Below are 16,735 nucleotides of genomic sequence, written 5' to 3'. Positions count from 1 at the left end.
GGGGACGCGTTAGGGGGTGCGAGCCGGTACTCAGCAGACCGCGAAACGGCCCCGTCATGACGCGGACTGTCAGGAATTGAGCAGCGATTTCAACGCGGCGACGAACTCGGCCCGATCCGTGGCGCCGACCTTGACGCGGATCCGGGCGACGTGGTGCTCGACGGTCTTCGGCGAGATGTAGAGCTGTGCCCCGATTTCCTTGTGCGTACGGCCGTCGAGGACGAGCCGGGCCACCTCGACCTCGCGCTCCGACAGCCCGGCCGCGTTGCTCTCGCCCGCCGCCCGCTCCTGCTCCACACCGGACAGCTCCCGGGCCACCTCCAGCAGTCGGCGGGCGGCGGCCGGGTCGGCGGTGCGGATGGCCGCGTGCCCGGCCAGCCGGGACGCCTCCCAGGGCAGCTCGGCCGCGGCCAGCCCCTCGACCGCCGTGACGACGGAGGCGGCGTCGACGTCGCCGCCCATCGAGCGGGTCCAGACCTCCGCGGCGACCGCCTGGGCCCGTTGCCGACCGCGCACCGGACCGGCCGCCGCGAGCGCGTCGGCGGCCGCGGCGACCGCGGCCGGGTCGTCGGCGGCCACCCCGAGCTGCAGCCGGAGCCACGCCACCGTGACCGTCCAGGCCGGCGGGTGCCCCAGACCGGCGACCGCGGCGTCGAGCGCGGCGAGCACGGGTGCGATCCGGCCCGGCCGGCGCAGCCGAATGGCGGCCACCGCCAGCTCCTCCACCTGTTCGGCCTGGAACAGATCGACGGCCTGCCGGGCCAGCACCGGCTCCACGCCCGACCAGGCGGCGCGCAGGGTCGCGATGTCACCCGAGCGGCGGGCGAGCCCGGCCCGCAGCGCGGCGGCCAGCAGCACCTCGCGGCCCGGCAGCCCGGCGCCGGTCCGGCGCAGCTCCGCGACCGCGGTGTCGTAGCGGCCGGTCCGCATCCGCACCCAGGCCAGCAGCAGCCGGTGTCGTTGCGCGCCGACCGGGCCCCCGACGCCGCGGTCGAGGGCGCGGCCCAGCAGGTGCTCGGCGGTCGCGGCGTCGCCGGCGGTCACCGCGACGACCGCACCCCACGCGTGCGGCGTGTCGGGCAGGACCACCGCCGGCGGCACCCGCTCCGCGGCTTCCGCGGCCTCGATCAGCAGCGGTACGGCGGTCGCCGGCTCCGCACCCGCGGCCAGCACCGCCTCCGCCAACAGCCAAAACGGTCGGGCCGGCCCCGACGCGACGCCGGCGCCGACGAACGAGCCCGCGGACGTGCCGACCACGTCGGCCGCGGCCAGGTCCACGCCCTCCGCCGGCCGGGTCAGCGGCTTGCCCTCCGCCGGCCCGGCCAGCAGCTCGCGGGCCGCCGCGGCCCGGCCCAGCGCGACCAGTGCCGGCACCGCGAGCAGCGGGCCCGGCGGCGCCGCGGCGGCGAGCACGTCGGCGGCGCGGGCCGCTCGACCGTCGTGGGTGGCGACCGCGCCGGCGACCAGGGCGAGCCGGTGCGCGGTGTCCGGGTCGCCGGCCGGTGCCGGGTCGGCGGGCAGCCCGACCAGGGCGGCCGCCTCCGCCTGCCCGGCCGCGACCAGGGCCGGGTCGGCGCCCGCGTCCACCGCGTCCGCGTACCAGCCGATCGCGGCGGCGGGGTCGGTGAAGCGCAGCCGGTCGCCGGCGGCGCGGAACACGTCGGCGCCGGTGCGGATCCGGGCGGCCCGCAACTGGGTGGCCGCCGCCACCGGATCCGCGCCGGAGGCGGCGAGCGCGGCCGCCACCCGCGCGTGCACCCGGCGGCGCTCGGCCGGGGCGAGGTCGTCGAGCAGCGCGGCGGCAACCGCCGGCACCAGCCGCTCGGTGGCTGGCACCAGAAAACCCAGATCGCGCAGCTCCCGCAGCGCGCCCGGCACCACGTCGGCGGGTTGGCCGGCCGCGGTGGCCAGCACGTCGTCGTCGAGGTCGAGGCCGAGCGCGACGACGCGGGCGACCTCGGCCACGGCCGGCGGCACCGTGGCGAGGCGGCGCTGGACGCGGGGGAGCAGCCCGCCGGTGGCGAGGAGTGTCGCGATCGCGGGCCATCCCGCCGAGGCCTCGTGCAGGTCGGCGCGGCCGGTCAGCGCGGCGACGGCGGCGGCGTCGAGCGGGTCGAGCTGGACCACCCCGGTGCGGGCGGCCGCCTCGTCGAGGTCGGCGAGCGCGGGCCGGTCGAGCGTCGGGCGCCGGCCGAGCAGCACCGGCACGCCACCGCGGGCCACATCGGACACCGCGCGCAGGGTCGCGTCATCGAGCCGGTGGGGGTCGTCGACCACCAGTGCGGAACCGATGCCTGGACTGTCGGTCGGCAGGGAGGAACGCCCCTCAGGGGCGGCGGCCGTGGGCACCCCGGGGTGGTCCGGGGTGATCCAGACCGCGCCGGGTGGGGCCAGGGCGCGCAGCCGGTGCGTCCGACCGGCTCCGTCCACCCCGACCACCACCGTCACGAGGCGCAGCCTGCCATCACTCGAGCCCGGCGACCAGCCGTTTGGGCGCGACTGTCCGGTACGCGTCGATGGCCAGCTCACGGATCTCGGCCCAGTCGGGCGCGCCGTCGAGCCGCACGCCGAGCCAGCCGCGATGACCCACGTACGGCGGCCGGAAGAACCGCGCCGGGTCCTCCGCGATCAGCTCGCCCTGCACGCCGTCGGGCGCCGCGCACCACAGGTGCGGGAACCGGTTGTCGTGGTGCCCCTCGACGTGCAGGGTCACGAAGACCGTGCGGTCCCGGACGAACCAGGTCGGCGAGCCGTGACTCAGCCGCTCCGTGGTCTCCGGCAGCGCCAGGCAGATCTCCCGCATCCGGGCCAGCAGGTCCATGCGCCTAAGTCTGCACCGCGGCCTCGCCGGTCCGGCGCAGCTTGTGCCAGCGCAGCCGGCCACCGGTCAGCGCGGTGACCAGCGACTGGATGAGCACGAGATACATGAGCTGGCGGTACGCGAACTGCTGCAGCGGCAGCGTCCACAGTGGGGTGAGCCGCTCCTTGTCCAGCTTGAACGCGACGAAGCCGGTGACCAGCTGCATGCCGAGCATGGCGAGCCAGGCGAGCGCCGTCTCCGTGCGACCGGCGAACAGGACCGCGTAGACGGCCAGCAGGTCGATCACCGGGGCCAGCAGCGGCAGCGCGATGCCGAACAGCGCGAGGAACGGCAGGCCGCGGCGGCCGAACCGGCCCGAGGGCCCGTCGTCGACCAGCGCGTGGCGGTGCTTCCACATCGCCTGCATGGTGCCGTAGCTCCACCGGTAGCGCTGCCGCCAGAGCTGGCCGAGCGAGGCCGGTGCCTCGGTCCAGGCGCGCGCCCGGCCCTCGTACACCACCTTCCAGCCGTCCCGGAGGAACGCGATCGTGACGTCGGTGTCCTCGGCGAGCGTGTCGTCGCTCATCCCGCCGACTTCCAGCAGCGCGTCCTTGCGCCACGCGCCGATCGCCCCGGGCACGGTCGGCATGCAGCGCATCGACTCGTACAGCCGGCGGTCGAGGTTGAAGCCGATCACGTACTCGATGTGCTGCCAGCGGGCGACCATCGTCTTCCGGTTGCCGACCTTGACGTTGCCGGCGACCGCGCCCACCTCGGGGTCGGCGAACGGCTGCACGAGCTGGCGCACCGAGTCGGGCTCGAAGACCGTGTCGCCGTCGACCATCACGACGATGTTCGCGCGGGCGGCCGCGACGCCGGTGTTCAGCGCGGTCGACTTGCCCCCGTTGGGCTTGCGGATCACCCGTACGTTCGGTAGCCCGAGCGACTCGGCGATGTCCGCGGTGCCGTCGGTCGAGCCGTCGTCGACGACGATCACCTCGATGCCGCCGGGATGGTCGCCGCCGGCCAACGACCGCACGGCCGCCTCGATGCCCTCCCGCTCGTTGTAGGCGGGCACGATCACCGACACCGGCTCGGTCACCGGCGGGCCCCACGACCAGTCGCCGCGGCGGCGCCGGGCCTGGCGGCCGGAGAGCACGAAGAGCAGCAGCGTACGGGCCAGCGTCAGCACGCCGACCACGAGGAAGAGCACCGCGAAGAAGTCCAGCGCCCAGTCCGCGATTCGGATCGCGGTGGCCAGCGCCTGGCCCCGCTGCGTGTCGGTGGCCGCGGCGGGCGGGTTGCGCGGCACGCTCGGCGCGGCACCGGTCACCGGGTCGGCCAAGGCCTTGCTCAGGCCGTCGCTGACGGTCACGAAGGTGTAGCCGCGGGCCTGCATCATCGGGATGAACCGGTCGAGCGCCTGCACCGTCTGCGCGCGGTCACCGCCGGCGTCGTGCAGCAGGACCACCGCGCCGTCGTCGCCGTCCGGCACCATGTTGGCGACGATCCGGTCGACGCCGGGACGCGCCCAGTCCTGGCTGTCCCGGTCGTTGACCACGGTGACGTAGCCGAGCGCGCCGGCCTGCGTGATCAGCTTCCAGGAGGCGTCGTCGATGGCGTCGGGCCGGGACGAGTACGGGAAGCGCAGCAGCGACGTGCGCACCCCGGCCGCCTCGGCCAGCGCGAGCTGGGTCTGCGAGAACTCCATCCGCCGCCGCCACTCGGGCAGCGTCGCCACGTCGGGGTGGGTGAAGGTGTGCGCGCCGAGCTCGTGGCCGTTGGTGACGAGCCGGTCGGCCAGCTCCGGGTGGCGCACGACCTGCGAGCCGACGACGAAGAAGGTTCCCTTGGCGCCGTACCGGTCGAGCGCTTCCATGACCTTGGGGGTCCAGACCGGATCGGGGCCGTCGTCGAAGGTGAGCGCGATGGTCTTGGGCGGCAGGCGGTAGGAGCGGGCCTCCTGACCGGCCGCCGCGTTGATGATCGGCCCGCCCTCGTGGATCTGCTCCGGCACGGCGGTGGTCCGGCCGGCCTCACCCTGGTGGTCGGGGGTGAAGCGGGCGTTGGCGTAGGCCTCGACGACCAGCACGCAGACGAAGACGAAGACCAGGACGGCGGCGACGACCCACTTGGGTTTCGGCACGACCCGCCGCCCGGTCCGCCGCGGCGGCTCGAAATCCGCGGGTACGGTGCTCGACTCCGCGGGCGGCGGCGCGGGCGCGTCGATGACGGCGGTGGGGGCTTCACTGGCATGGAGCGAGACGCGCTGGGCGGGCACGGTTCGGGTGGCGAGCCTGATGGGAAAGCGCGGTGCGCTGGGCACGAGGGCGCGCCCCCTCGGCGGCGGCAACGGCACGGGAATGGGCAGCGTGTCCTCATCACCGTCGCCACCCGGCTCGTTCTCCCGGTCCGGATGCTCGGCACCGACGGGCAGGTATTCGGGATCCAACGGATACCCGGGCTGGCCCGGCGAGTAGCCGAGATTCAGGGGGAACTCCCGATCCCTTGGCCCACGCGCCGGTCCAGAGTCCAGGGCGGCACGGGCCAGGTCCGGGGAGTAGTCCTCGTCCCGGGGTTGGTGGTCGAGGTTCGACGAGTATTCCGGGTCTTGCGCTGGGTCGCTGAGGTCCCGTGGGTGGCCCGCGTCTTGCGGGCGTTGGGGGACGATCTTCATGCCGGCGGGGATGGTGGCTCGGCCGCGGACGGGCTCGTCGGCGGTGCCGGCGAGCCCGTCCGGGTCCCTGGTGGGTGCGCTCATGCGGCGCTGACTGTCGCCGCGGGTGACGTCGGGTCACCGGCGGCGGACGGGTCGGGGGTGCTGGACTGGTCCGCGGATGATCTGTTCGCGGCGGCGAGCACGGTGGTGCCGGCGTTGTTGCCGCCGCCGGTCCCGCCGTTGCTGGCGTTGCTGCCGCTGCCGCTGCCGGTGCCGCCGTTGCCGGCGCCGTCGGAGGCGCTGCTCCCGCCGCCGGTTCCGGTGCTGCCGCCGCCTGTTCCGCCGGTTCCGGTTCCGCCGCCGCTTCCGCTCGTGGCGCTGCCGCCGCTGCCGCCGGTGCCGGAGCCACCGCCGCTACCGCTGCCGCCGGTGCCGGCGCCGCCACCGCTGCTGCTGCCGCCGCTACCGGTTCCACCGCCGGTGCCGCCGCTTCCTGTCCCGGCGCCGCTGCCGCCCGTGCCGTTGCCGGAACCAGAACCGGAACCGGATCCGCCGTTGCCGGCGCCGCTGCCCGAACCGCCTCCGGTGGTTCCGCCACCGCCGGTGCCCGTGCCGCTACCGCCGCCCGAGCCATTGCCTGAGCCGCTGCCGGAGCCACTGCCCGAGCCGCTGCCGCTGCCGGAGCCGCCGCCCGAGCCACTGCCCGAGCCACCGCCGCTACCGCCCTGGTCCGGGTTCGTGCCCGTGCCCGGTTGAGGGTCGACCGGTTGGCCGCCGCCTCCGCCTGGCGGCTCCGTCGACGGGGTTGGCGTCGGGTCCGCCGGGCCCGGGGTCGGGGTGCCCTCGGGCGGGCGGGTCGGCGTCGCCGTGGCCGGTGGAGGCGAAATAGGCGCGGTGCCCTTCGTCGGGCTCGGGGTCGGCCGCGCGGCCACCGGGACCGTCGACGTGCGTAGGCGTGCGCCCGGGCCCGTCGGTGGCGGTAGGGGCGCGACGAACGGGCCGGGGCTCGGCGGCCGGAAGGCCGTCCGCACCGGGTTCTGCTCCGGCGTGCTGTCCCCGTTGGGCCGTTGGACGCGGTCCGGGAACGGCATCAGCGCGTGCGGCAGCGCCGGGCCGCCGGCGATGCTGACACCGACCAGCGCGGTGTAGCCGAGGCAGACGGCGCCCACGCCGTATGCGACGAAGCGCACGAGCCGCCGTCGGCGGCCGGTCTCGTCGACGAAGATGGGTGCCGCGGGATCCTGACCCAGGGTCACTCCGGGCGCGTCCACCGGCTCTGCGGCGCTGACGATGATGTCGGTTTCGGGTTCGTGGTCCGGAATCACGCCGGGAAGCGTAGGTAGCACTCTCCGCAATGTGGAGATCCTGGTCACTCGTGTGAGCGTCGGCGGCCCAGAGGAGAAAACTGCCCGAACCGGCCGTCACCATCACAAGCGGGCAGCGGACGGATGGGCGCACGTCACCGTGACCAGCATGGATGTGGAGGTGACGGGCGCACTGTGCGACCCGACCTGTCCGCTAAGCGACACATGCCGGTCTTGTTCGGCGGTGCTCGCGTCGGGAATCCGACCACACATCTACCCCGCATCACCCGTTGTGCCGGTGATCGTGACTCGTTAAACTCTCACGTGCGCGCCCCTATCGCCCGCTTCCCCCGTGGCAGGCGATCGGGGCGCGTCTTTCTTTCTTCCTGAAAGATCGCGGCACGTGCGGTGAAAGATTTCGCCCGCCTCAGCCCAGCCGCGCGGCAGTCGACGTGCCGTAGCGATCGGCCACCATGGCCTTCAACCCCGCCGGAAACTGGTGCTTCGCCCGCAGGTGCGGCGTGAGCAGGGCCCGCTGGGCCGCGACGTCACCGTTGAAGGCGGCGACCGACTCCGCCGGGTAGGCGTTGGCGACCGCGAGAATCGCGCCGGCGGCACCGACCGCGCCGGCCATCAGGACCAGGGCGCTCGACCCCACGTAGACGGGCCCGCCGAAGACCGCCAGCTCCTCCAGGAGCCGCTCGGCGGAACCGGTCGAGTCCTTCAGCCCCGCGATCGGCAGGTCGGGCAACGCGGAGATGGACACCTCGCCGCCCGCGGTGCCGGGGAAGTGGTAGGCCAGCACGGGTGTGCCACCGGCCGCCTTCGCGACGGCCTCGTAGTAGGCGGCCAGGTCCGGACCCGACCGGCGCGGCGGCGCGACCAGCACGGCATCGGCGCCGCCACTCACCGCCGCCTCGACGCGGGCCGCGGCGCCGCCCCGCCAGGCACCGCTGGCGCCGGTCACCACGGGCACCGAGGCGGGCAGCGCGGCCCGCACGGCCGCGGTCAGCGCCGCGAGCTCCGCGTCGGTCAAAGCGTCGTACTCGCCGGTGCTGCCGGCCACCAGCACGGCGGCGATGCCGTCCTGCGCCAGCCGGGCGGCGTGTGCCGCGGTCGCGCGCTCGTCGACCGCGCCGTCGTCGTCGAACAGGGTCACCAGCGCTACCGCGACGCCGGTCCACAGCGGTTGGGTCACGCCCCACACGCTATATCCAGCGGGACCCCAGCCACATCCGCGCGGACCAGTCCGCGTACGGCATGACGTCGCCGACGAAGACCTTGAAGAAGTACGCGAAACAGAGCACGAACAGCACCAGGTACGCGCCGGCGATCACGCCGCCCACCAGCCGCCGGTCGGCCAGCTTGCGGACGGTCTCCGGGCTCGGTGCCCCCGTCGGTCGGCTGGCCGGGTACATGATCGCGCCGAGGACGTAGACCACCGCCAGCACCAGGAACGGCAGCGCGGGCGCGGTGTAGAAGGAGAACATCGTGCGGCCGTTGTCGATCGCGAAGTAGAACCAGGGCGCCAGGCCGACGAACACCATCAGCAGGATCGCGCCGGCCCGCCAGTCGCGCCGGGCGATGCCGAGCCAGACCAGCGCGGCCAGGGCCGGCAGGAACGACCACCAGAGCACCGGCGTGCCGAGCAGCAGCACCTCGGAGGCGCACGAGTCGGCGCCGCAGGCGCCGGTGTTGGACCAGTAGAACGCGACCGGCCGGCCGAGCAGCAGCCACTGCCACGGCCACGACTGGTAGGTGTGCCTGGTGTCGAGGCCTTCGTGGAACTTGAAGGCCTCCTCGTGGTAGTGCCAGAGGTTGTGCAGGGCGCCGATGACCGCCGGCTCGGGCCGGTTGCTGTCGGCCAGCCAGTGGCGGTAGAACCCGTCGTCGCTGAGCAGCCAGCCGCTCCAGCTGCCGACGTAGACCACGACCCCGACGGCGACGAACATGACGAGCCAGCCGAACTCGTCGAGGAGCGTGTCGCGGATCGGGTGCCGGGCGCCGACCGTACGCCGGGCTCCGTATTCCCACCACAGGATCAGCAGCAGGAACGCCGGCAGGAAGAACAGCGCGCTCCACTTGACCGAGACCGCGCAGCCGAACAGCACCGCCGCCGCGAGCCGCCACCAGGGGAACGCGAAGCCGAGCCGGCCCGCGCGCCCGAGCCGGGTGGGGTCGAGCCCGTTCTCCATCGCCGTCAGCCAGCGGCGCCGGCGGCTGTCGCGGTCGGCGACCAGCGCGGCGAAGGTGGCGAGGATGAAGAGCAGCAGGAAGATGTCGAGGATCGCGGTACGGGACAGCACCAGGTGGAAGCCGTCGAGCGCGAGCAGCAGGCCCGCCGCGGCGCCGAGCACCGTCGAGCCGAACATCCGCCGGGCCACCCGCACCATGATCAGCACGGAGATCGTGCCGGCGACCGCGGCCGAGAACCGCCAGCCGAGTTCCGGGGCGGCGGTCCACAGGTGGCCGGCGGCGCTGACGTTGCCGTCGGCGTCCTGGTAGCCGAACATCCACTCGCCGATCGAGATCAGCCACTTGCCCAGCGGCGGATGCACGACGTACGACGCGGTGCCGTCCTTGTAGTTCCATTCGACGCCCTTGGACAGCAGCCCGTACGCGTCCTTGGCGTAGTAGGTCTCGTCGAAGATCTTGCCGGGCGGGTTCGAGAGGTTGACGAACCGGACCAGCGCGGCGACCGCGACGACGAAGCCGGTGATCGCCCACGACCAGGGGTCGCGGCGGGCGTCGAACGGCAGCAGCCGCCGCCGGATGTGATCGGGGACCCCGTCGCGGGGCGCCGGTATGCCGGAGGGCTGCTCCGGGACCGTGGCCTCCTCGGGCCTGGCCTCGGGGCTCGCTACGCTCGTCGCCGCCAGGGTCACCCCGCGATCGTAGGCTGCCGGGACCCGTTTGGGGGCTTCGGCAGGCAGGCTGTAGGCGTACCGGTTGATGACAAGGGGAATGGAAGTGCCGGAAGAGGACCGGAATGGCCGCTTGATTCTGGTTGGTGCGCCGCTCGGCAATCCCGGCGACGCGTCCCAGCGGATGCGCGACGCGCTGGCCGCCGCCGACGTCGTCGCCGCCGAGGACACCCGCCGGCTGGGCCGGCTGGCCCGCGATCTCGACATCACCGTCGCCGGCCGGATCGTCTCCTACTTCGAGGGCAACGAGGAGCGGCGCACCCCGGAGCTCGTCGAGGCGCTGCGCGAGGGCGCGCTGGTGGCGCTGGTGACCGACGGTGGCATGCCGAGCGTCTCGGACCCCGGCTACCGGCTGGTGCGGGCCGCGCTTGACGCCGGCCTGCCGGTCACCGCCGCGCCCGGCCCGAGCGCCGTGACCACCGCGCTGGCGCTCTCCGGGCTGCCGACCGACCGGTTCTGCTTCGAGGGTTTCCTGCCCCGCGCCCCGGGCGCCCGCCGGTCGCGGCTGGCCGCTTTGGCCGGCGAGGAGCGCACCCAGGTGTTCTTCGAGGCGCCGCACCGGCTGACCGCGATGCTGGCCGATCTCGCCGCCGCCTTCGGCGCCGACCGGCCGGCGGCGGTCTGCCGGGAGCTGACGAAGACCTACGAAGAGGTGCTGCGCCGGCCGCTGGGCGCGCTCGCGGAGTGGGCCGCGGCGGGGGAGCCCAAGGGCGAGATCACGGTGGTGGTGGCGGGCGCGCCGCCGGCCTCGGCGACCCGGCCGCCGGACGAGGCGCTGCGGACCGAGGTCGCCGACCTCGAGGCCGCGGGCAGCTCACGGCGCGACGCGATCGCCATGGTCGCGGAACGCTACGGCGTACGCCGCCGCGAGGTCTACGCGATCGTGCACGGCCCCGGTCAGTAGGTCGCGGCGAGGAAGCCGACCGTGACCAGCAGGGGGGCGGCCAGGCCGCAGAGCGCGGCCGTGCGTCGGGCCCGGCGGTCCTCCAGGCGCAGCGCTCCCGTGGCGAACACGATGCCGAGGCCGCAGAGCAGCACGAGCACGATGCCGAGCAGCCAGCGCAGGGTCATCAGCAGGCGGTCGTCCAGGTAGGCGCTCGCGCTGCCCGCGTGCACCATCTGTGCCCGTACCTGGGTGCCCGGCACCGTCTGCGCCTGGGCGACGCCGACCACGCGTACCAACTCCGTGGTGTAACGCCCGTCCGCCGACGTGAACGAACCCCGGCAGCGCTGGGTGACCCCTTCGCCGACGCAGCCGGCCACCGTCGCCGTGCCGGTGTCGCCGCGCCCGACCGCCAGCCAGATCGGTTCGGCGCTGACCCACGCGAAGAACGTGCCGGTGAGCGCCAGCACGATCAACATGGCCAGCGCGACCTTGAGCCGGCGCGGCTTGCGGGCGCGCTTCTTCCGCTTCGCGGCGTGCCGGTTGGGGCGGTTGGTGCCCCGGGCCAGCGCGGCCAGCCGGGCCGGCGACCAGGTGTCCCGGTCGACCTCCTCGGTGACCCACAGCTCGCCGCCGACCGACGTGCCCGGCGCCGGCTGCGCGGGTGGCGTCGCGTCGCGCAGCGTCTCGACCGGCGCCCCGGCGCGGGCCAAACTGGCGCCGTGCACGGCCGCGGCCAGTCCGTTGACCGCCGCCGGCTCCCGGCTAGGAACGGGAACTTGTGCCCGGGCGACCACGTCCGGTGTCCGCTGCCGCTCGTTGAGGGGCACGGTGTCGAAGGCGAGGTCCGGCTCGCCGGAGGTCTCGGGTCGTTCGGGCGTCGCGCTCACGAATCTCATTGGACAACGCCTCACGTCACCCTTCGTGCAGGTAAAGGGCGTGTCGGCGGATAAATCCGGACAATGCGGTTCGGCATGCCGCTACTCGCTGGCCGGGCTCCAGCCGGGCTCACTACCCTTGCGCCCATGAGTCACGTTCTCGCCGCGGTCGCCTGGCCCTACGCCAACGGCCCGCGTCACATCGGCCATGTTTCCGGCTTCGGGGTGCCCTCCGACGTGTTCAGCCGTTACATGCGCATGGCCGGGCACGACGTGCTCATGGTGTCGGGCACCGACGAACACGGCACGCCGATCCAGGTGCAGGCCGACAGCGAGGGGCTGACCCCCCGTGAGCTGGCCGACCGCTACAACCGGGTGATCGTCGAGGACCTGCACGGCCTCGGTCTCTCGTACGACCTGTTCACCCGCACCACCACCGGCAACCACTACCAGGTCGTCCAGGACCTGTTCGACGGGCTCTACCGCAACGGCTACATCATCGCGAAGACCACCCTCGGCGCGATCTCGCCGTCGACCGGCCGCACGCTGCCCGACCGCTACATCGAGGGCACCTGCCCGATCTGCGGGTACGGCAGCGCGCGCGGCGACCAGTGCGACAACTGCGGCAACCAGCTCGACCCCGAGCAGCTGATCAACCCACGGTCCCGGATCAACGGCGAGACGCCGGAGTTCGTGGAGACCGAGCACTTCTTCCTCGACCTGCCCGCGGTCGCGGAGGCGCTGGCCGCCTGGCTGGACACCCGCGACGGCTGGCGCCCCAACGTGCTGCGGTTCTCCCGCAACCTGCTCGACGACCTGCAGCCCCGGGCGATCACCCGCGACCTCGAGTGGGGCGTCCCGATCCCGCTGGAGGGCTGGCGCGACCGGTCCGACAAGCGGATCTACGTCTGGTTCGACGCCGTGATCGGCTACCTGTCGGCGTCGATCGAGTGGGCCCGCCGGTCCGGCGACCCGTCCGCCTGGAAGAGGTGGTGGTCGGCCGACGGCGAGGGCAAGGACGCCGGTGCCTACTACTTCATGGGCAAGGACAACATCGTCTTCCATTCGGTGATCTGGCCGGCGATCCTGCTCGGCTACTCGGGCCAGGGCGCGCGCGGCGGCGCGCCGGGCGACCTGGGCTCGCTCAACCTGCCCACCGAGGTGGTCTCCAGCGAGTTCCTCACCATGGAGGGCCGCAAGTTCTCGTCGTCCCGCCAGGTCGTCATCTACGTGCGCGACTTCCTGGAGCGGTACGACGCCGACGCGCTGCGCTACTTCATCGCGGTGGCCGGGCCGGAGAGCCAGGACACCGACTTCACCTGGGCCGAGTTCCTCCGCCGCAACAACGACGAGCTGGTCGCCGGCTGGGGCAACCTGGTCAACCGGTCGATCTCGATGGCGGCGAAGAACTTCGGCGAGATCCCGCCGGCCCTGGACCTCACCCCGGAGGACGAGGCGCTGCTGGCCGTGGCCAAGGCCGGCTTCCGTACGGTCGGTGAGCTGATCGAGAAGCACCGGCAGAAGCAGGCGATCGGCGAGGCGATGCGGGTCGTCGCGGAGGCCAACAAATACCTCTCCGAGCAGGCGCCGTGGAAGCTCAAGGACGCGGCCGACAAGGCCCGGATGGGCACGATCCTGCACGTCGCCCTGCAGGTGGTCAGCGACGCCAACACCCTGCTGACGCCGTTCCTGCCGCACTCCGCGCAGAAGGTGCACGAGCTGCTCGGTGGCACCGGCACGCACGCGCCGATGCCGGTCATCGAGGAGGTCGACGACCTCGACGGCGGGCCGTCCTACCCGGTGCTGACCGGCGACTACTCGGTCGGCGCGCGCTGGGAGTCGGTGCCGATCGAGGCCGGCCGCGCCCTGGCCGCGCCGAAGCCGGTCTTCCGCAAGCTGGACCCGTCGATCGTCGACGAGGAGCTGGCCCGGCTGGGGAGCTGAGCAAAAGGAACGGTCCGTTGTTAACGCTATGCGTTAATAACGGACCGTTCCTTTCGCGCTCAGATCTCGTACCTGTTGTCGACGATCTGGCGGTCGGTCACCTCGCCCAGGGGTGCCCAGGTCTCGTAGACGCCGCGCTCGTAGCACTGGGCACCGAGCCGGGCCACCGCCTCCGGGTCGGGCCGGCACAGCCGCAGCCGCAGCCAGCCGGACTCCTGGCGCAGCACCAGGCACGGCGCGTCGCGCCAACGGCCGTACTCGTTGCGCCGGGCCAGCGTCTCCACCGCGTACCGGGCCGCGCGGGTCATCGCCAGCACGCGGAACTCGCCCGGCGGGTCGGCGACCGCGACGCACTCCTCGCCGCGGTACGTGCCGACCAGGTGCACCGCCGACTGCTGCTCGCCGATCTGCACGTACTCCTGGTCGGGCGAGATGCCCGGCAGCTCGGACAGCAGGTCGCGCCAGCGCGGGCCGGCCATCCGCAGCCAGCCGCGCTGTTCGGGCTGGAACGAGTAGAGCATCGCCTCGTCACCCTCGGCCGTGTAGGCGACCAGCGTCGCGTTGGCCGGCATGGGCAGCTCGGTGAAGTTGCTGGTGACGAACTCGGGGATGACGTGCCGGCCGCTGGGCGCGAAGCCGGTGCCGAGCACGGGCGCGCCCATCCGGTCGTGCGCCGGCATGGTGACCAGACCCGGATACAGGTCGTACGAGGGGATGTCGTAGTCGGACGGGTCGACGGCCCGCCAGCGCAGCGCGAACGCGATGTCCTCGCGGTCGCGGCCGTTGTCGGCCTCGGTGCGCAGCAGTTGCAGATCGCCGGGCGTACGCAGGTGCGCGACGTCGTACTCGCGGTAGCAGAACCCGTGCGGCAGGCGCCCGCGCAGGTAGGCCGCGACCTGGTTGGCCGACAGGTGCTTGACCATCCGGGTGCCGCGCCGGATGTGGGCGCTGGTCCGCACGCCGCGCAGGATCGGGTCGCCCGCGGAGGTGGGGTTCTGGCTGCGGTTGTGCACCTCGTCCCAGCCGACGGCCCGGCTCAACGGCAGGGTCAGCGGGTCGTCGGGCTCCTCGGGGCCGTCGTGCAGCGCGCGGTCCGGGTGGTGCGGGTCGGCGGGCCGGCCGTTGACCGCGGTGATCTCGGTGACGTGCGCGTAGCGATGGAAGGGGTAGCGCGCGCCGGGCCGAGGGTCCCGCTCGAAGGCCTCGCCCTGCTCGGCGCTGAACAGCTCGTACGCGGCACCCCGGGCGATCTCCACAGCCGGGTAGGTTGCGACGCCGAGGGTGACACGCAGATCCAGGGTGGAGCTCATCCGCTCCTGGGGGGTGACCTGCATTCGCCCGACCTTAGGTGCGCCCCGTGAGCTGTCCATGAACAGTTCGTGAACTTCTCCCAGGTGGCGCCGCAGGCCGTCCTGACGTGTCTATGTGTGATGCTGACCAGCGATGACCGAGCAGCCGAACGAGTCGCGCCAGCAGCGGGCCGCGCGCCGCGCGGGGGAGTTCCCGCCGCCGCCCCTGCCGCTGGCCGTGCCGGTGGCCGACAGCCACACGCACATCGATATTACGGTAAGTGAAGCCGGCGGCGGTGGCCGCGACGTGTTCGGGCCCGACCCCGTCTCCGGCGCGATCGCCGCGGCGGCCAACGCCGGTGTCGACCGGCTCGTGCAGGTCGGCGTCGACGTCGAGTCGTCCCGCTGGGGCCTGGCCCGGGCCCGCGAGCACTCGGCCGTGGTCGCGACCGTGGCGTTGCATCCCAACGAGGCACCCCGGCTGCCCAACCTCGACGAGGCGCTGCGGATCATCGAGGGGCTCGCCGCCGACGAGCGGGTGCGCGGGATCGGCGAGACCGGCCTCGACACGTTCCGCACCGGGGCCGAGGGCCGGGCGGCGCAGGAGGCCAGCTTCCGGGCGCACATCGCGATCGCGAAGCGGTACGGCAAGACGCTGGTGATCCACGACCGGGACGCGCACGCGGACGTGCTGCGGGTGCTCGACGACGAGGGCGCGCCGGACACGGTCGTCCTGCACTGCTTCTCCGGCGACGAGACGTTCGCGGCCGAGTGCGTGCGCCGCGGCTACCTGCTCTCGTTCGCGGGCACGGTGACGTTCGGCAACGCCGGCGCGCTGCGGGCCGCGGCGGCCCGCACCCCGGCCGAGCAGATGCTGGTGGAGACCGACGCGCCCTACCTGACGCCCATGCCCTACCGGGGGCGGCCCAACGCGTCGTACCTGATCCCGCTGACCGTGCGGGCGCTGGCCGAGGCCAAGGGCGCCGACGTCGACGAACTCTGCACGGCGATCTCCGGCGCCACCGCGCGCGCCTTCGGGCACTGGTGAGCCGGCCATGGCGCTGACCACGCTGGACGTCCGTACCGCCCTGGTCGTCGTCGACCTGCAGCAGGGCATCGTCGCGCTGCCGACCGCGCCCCACGAGGCGGGCGACGTGCTGGTGCGGTCGGCGACGCTGGCCGACGCGTTCCGCGCGCACGGCCTGCCCGTGGTGCGGGTGCGGGTGACGAGCGCGCCGGACGGCGCCGACGCGACGCCGGGCCGCACGCAGGTGCCGGGTGGTGGGACGCGCCCGGCCGACTGGGACCGCCTCGTCGACGAGATGCCCAGCGACCTGGTGGTCACCAAGCGGAACTGGTCAGCGTTCTACGGCACCGACCTCGACCTGCAGCTTCGCCGGCGGCGGATCACCCAGGTCGTGCTGACCGGGATCGCCACGAGCATCGGGGTCGAGTCGACCGCGCGGGCGGCGTACGAGCACGGCTACAACGTCACCCTCGCGGTGGACGCGATGACCGACCTGGACGCGGACGCGCACCGCAACAGCGTCGAACGGATCTTCCCGCGGCTGGGCGAGACCGGCCCGGTCGAGCAGCTCATCGAACTGCTCGACTGGACCCGCGAATAGGACCTAGCGGTCCGAGAGCACCGACAGCACGTTGCCGGCCGGGTCGGTGAACCAGGCGATGTCGGGCCCCTCGCCGCGGACGATGCCCTTGCTGTCGTGCGCCATGCCCTCGTACCGCTCGAACGTGATGCCCCGCTTGGCCAGGTCGTCGACCGCGGAGTCGATGTCGGCCACGGGGAAGTTGAGGATCGTGAACGTGGCCGGCTGGTGGTTGGCCTTCGGGTAGACGAGCACCTCGGCGCCGGCCCCGATATCGATCATCAGCATGCCGTGCTCCTCGGCCACGGGCAGGCCGAGTGTCTCGCCGTAGAACCGCTTCGCCGCCGGAATGTCGTCGACCGAGAACCCGCTGAACGGCCGGGTTGGCTTGAACATCGCTGGGATCACCCTCCGTTGACTGCCTCCGTCACCCCGATCGTCACACGC

Annotated in this window: 13 protein-coding genes; 4 read left to right on the top strand and 9 right to left on the bottom strand. The window is 73.5% G+C overall.

All coding sequences use genetic code 11. From position 1 onward, the window contains the following. Nucleotides 1–69 precede the first annotated feature (69 nt). From Asi02nite_RS00410 to Asi02nite_RS00385, 6 genes are all read right to left on the bottom strand, one after another. Nucleotides 70–2,448 carry a LuxR C-terminal-related transcriptional regulator gene (locus Asi02nite_RS00410; RefSeq protein ID WP_239126370.1) on the bottom strand — a complete coding sequence of 793 codons (2,379 nt, stop codon included), beginning with the start codon at nucleotides 2,446–2,448 and terminating at the stop codon, nucleotides 70–72. Nucleotides 2,449–2,464: 16 nt separating this feature from the next. Further along, a complete protein-coding gene (locus Asi02nite_RS00405) occupies nucleotides 2,465–2,821 on the bottom strand; it encodes an MmcQ/YjbR family DNA-binding protein (RefSeq protein WP_203710030.1) in 357 nt (118 codons plus the stop codon). A 4-nt stretch (nucleotides 2,822–2,825) separates the two neighbouring features. Next, nucleotides 2,826–5,561, bottom strand: coding sequence for a bifunctional polysaccharide deacetylase/glycosyltransferase family 2 protein (locus Asi02nite_RS00400; RefSeq protein ID WP_308440139.1), 2,736 nt, complete (start codon nucleotides 5,559–5,561; stop codon nucleotides 2,826–2,828). Next, the gene (locus tag Asi02nite_RS00395) at nucleotides 5,558–6,784 is read right to left on the bottom strand and encodes a hypothetical protein (RefSeq protein ID WP_203710029.1); all 1,227 of its coding nucleotides are present in this window, start codon (nucleotides 6,782–6,784) and stop codon (nucleotides 5,558–5,560) included. The genes Asi02nite_RS00400 and Asi02nite_RS00395 overlap by 4 nt, the downstream gene beginning before the upstream one ends. A gap of 406 nt (nucleotides 6,785–7,190) precedes the next feature. Further along, the gene (locus Asi02nite_RS00390) at nucleotides 7,191–7,961 is read right to left on the bottom strand and encodes a dihydrodipicolinate synthase family protein (RefSeq protein ID WP_203710028.1); all 771 of its coding nucleotides are present in this window, start codon (nucleotides 7,959–7,961) and stop codon (nucleotides 7,191–7,193) included. A 10-nt stretch (nucleotides 7,962–7,971) separates the two neighbouring features. Continuing rightward, nucleotides 7,972–9,648, bottom strand: a complete 1,677-nt coding sequence (locus tag Asi02nite_RS00385) for a dolichyl-phosphate-mannose--protein mannosyltransferase (RefSeq protein ID WP_203710027.1) — start codon at nucleotides 9,646–9,648, stop codon at nucleotides 7,972–7,974. Nucleotides 9,649–9,727: 79 nt separating this feature from the next. On the opposite strand from Asi02nite_RS00385, the gene rsmI reads away from it, so the two are divergent. Further along, nucleotides 9,728–10,591 (top strand): 16S rRNA (cytidine(1402)-2'-O)-methyltransferase, encoded by an 864-nt coding sequence (gene rsmI / locus Asi02nite_RS00380; protein ID WP_203710026.1) that lies wholly within the window; start codon nucleotides 9,728–9,730, stop codon nucleotides 10,589–10,591. On the opposite strand, the gene Asi02nite_RS00375 is transcribed toward rsmI, so the two are convergent. Next, nucleotides 10,585–11,460, bottom strand: a complete 876-nt coding sequence (locus Asi02nite_RS00375; RefSeq protein WP_203710025.1) for a hypothetical protein — start codon at nucleotides 11,458–11,460, stop codon at nucleotides 10,585–10,587. The genes rsmI and Asi02nite_RS00375 overlap by 7 nt on opposite strands. A gap of 135 nt (nucleotides 11,461–11,595) precedes the next feature. On the opposite strand from Asi02nite_RS00375, the gene metG reads away from it, so the two are divergent. Further along, nucleotides 11,596–13,392, top strand: a complete 1,797-nt coding sequence (metG, locus tag Asi02nite_RS00370; protein ID WP_203710024.1) for a methionine--tRNA ligase — start codon at nucleotides 11,596–11,598, stop codon at nucleotides 13,390–13,392. A 59-nt stretch (nucleotides 13,393–13,451) separates the two neighbouring features. Here the strand turns inward: metG and Asi02nite_RS00365 are convergent, their stop codons facing one another. Then, nucleotides 13,452–14,726: a hypothetical protein gene (locus Asi02nite_RS00365; RefSeq protein WP_239126369.1), complete on the bottom strand. Its 1,275-nt coding sequence runs from the start codon at nucleotides 14,724–14,726 to the stop codon at nucleotides 13,452–13,454. A gap of 109 nt (nucleotides 14,727–14,835) precedes the next feature. Between Asi02nite_RS00365 and Asi02nite_RS00360 the strand changes: the two genes are divergently transcribed. Continuing rightward, nucleotides 14,836–15,729 carry a TatD family hydrolase gene (locus tag Asi02nite_RS00360; RefSeq protein WP_203710023.1) on the top strand — a complete coding sequence of 298 codons (894 nt, stop codon included), beginning with the start codon at nucleotides 14,836–14,838 and terminating at the stop codon, nucleotides 15,727–15,729. Between the two features lie 7 nt (nucleotides 15,730–15,736). Beyond that, nucleotides 15,737–16,309 (top strand): isochorismatase family protein, encoded by a 573-nt coding sequence (locus Asi02nite_RS00355; protein ID WP_203710022.1) that lies wholly within the window; start codon nucleotides 15,737–15,739, stop codon nucleotides 16,307–16,309. A 3-nt stretch (nucleotides 16,310–16,312) separates the two neighbouring features. Here Asi02nite_RS00355 and Asi02nite_RS00350 read toward each other — a convergent pair whose 3' ends face one another. Further along, complete coding sequence (locus tag Asi02nite_RS00350; protein ID WP_203710021.1) at nucleotides 16,313–16,684, bottom strand: VOC family protein; 372 nt, start codon at nucleotides 16,682–16,684, stop codon at nucleotides 16,313–16,315. Between the last annotated feature and the right edge of the window lie 51 nt (nucleotides 16,685–16,735).

The organism is Asanoa siamensis (assembly GCF_016862555.1).
GTDB lineage: Bacteria > Actinomycetota > Actinomycetes > Mycobacteriales > Micromonosporaceae > Asanoa > Asanoa siamensis.
Note: the sequence above shows the minus strand (reverse complement) of the source record. Positions and strands in the feature narration are given on the sequence as shown.

Excerpts from the sequence above, each read along its gene's own strand:
- Asi02nite_RS00350 (WP_203710021.1), bottom strand. The coding sequence starts at position 16,684 with ATGTTCAAGCCAACCCGGCCGTTCAGCGGGTTCTCGGTCGACGACATT.
- rsmI (WP_203710026.1), top strand. The coding sequence starts at position 9,728 with ATGGAAGTGCCGGAAGAGGACCGGAATGGCCGCTTGATTCTGGTTGGT.
- metG (WP_203710024.1), top strand. The coding sequence starts at position 11,596 with ATGAGTCACGTTCTCGCCGCGGTCGCCTGGCCCTACGCCAACGGCCCG.
- Asi02nite_RS00405 (WP_203710030.1), bottom strand. The coding sequence starts at position 2,821 with ATGGACCTGCTGGCCCGGATGCGGGAGATCTGCCTGGCGCTGCCGGAG.
- Asi02nite_RS00355 (WP_203710022.1), top strand. The coding sequence starts at position 15,737 with ATGGCGCTGACCACGCTGGACGTCCGTACCGCCCTGGTCGTCGTCGAC.
- Asi02nite_RS00360 (WP_203710023.1), top strand. The coding sequence starts at position 14,836 with ATGACCGAGCAGCCGAACGAGTCGCGCCAGCAGCGGGCCGCGCGCCGC.
- Asi02nite_RS00400 (WP_308440139.1), bottom strand. The coding sequence starts at position 5,561 with ATGAGCGCACCCACCAGGGACCCGGACGGGCTCGCCGGCACCGCCGAC.
- Asi02nite_RS00365 (WP_239126369.1), bottom strand. The coding sequence starts at position 14,726 with ATGCAGGTCACCCCCCAGGAGCGGATGAGCTCCACCCTGGATCTGCGT.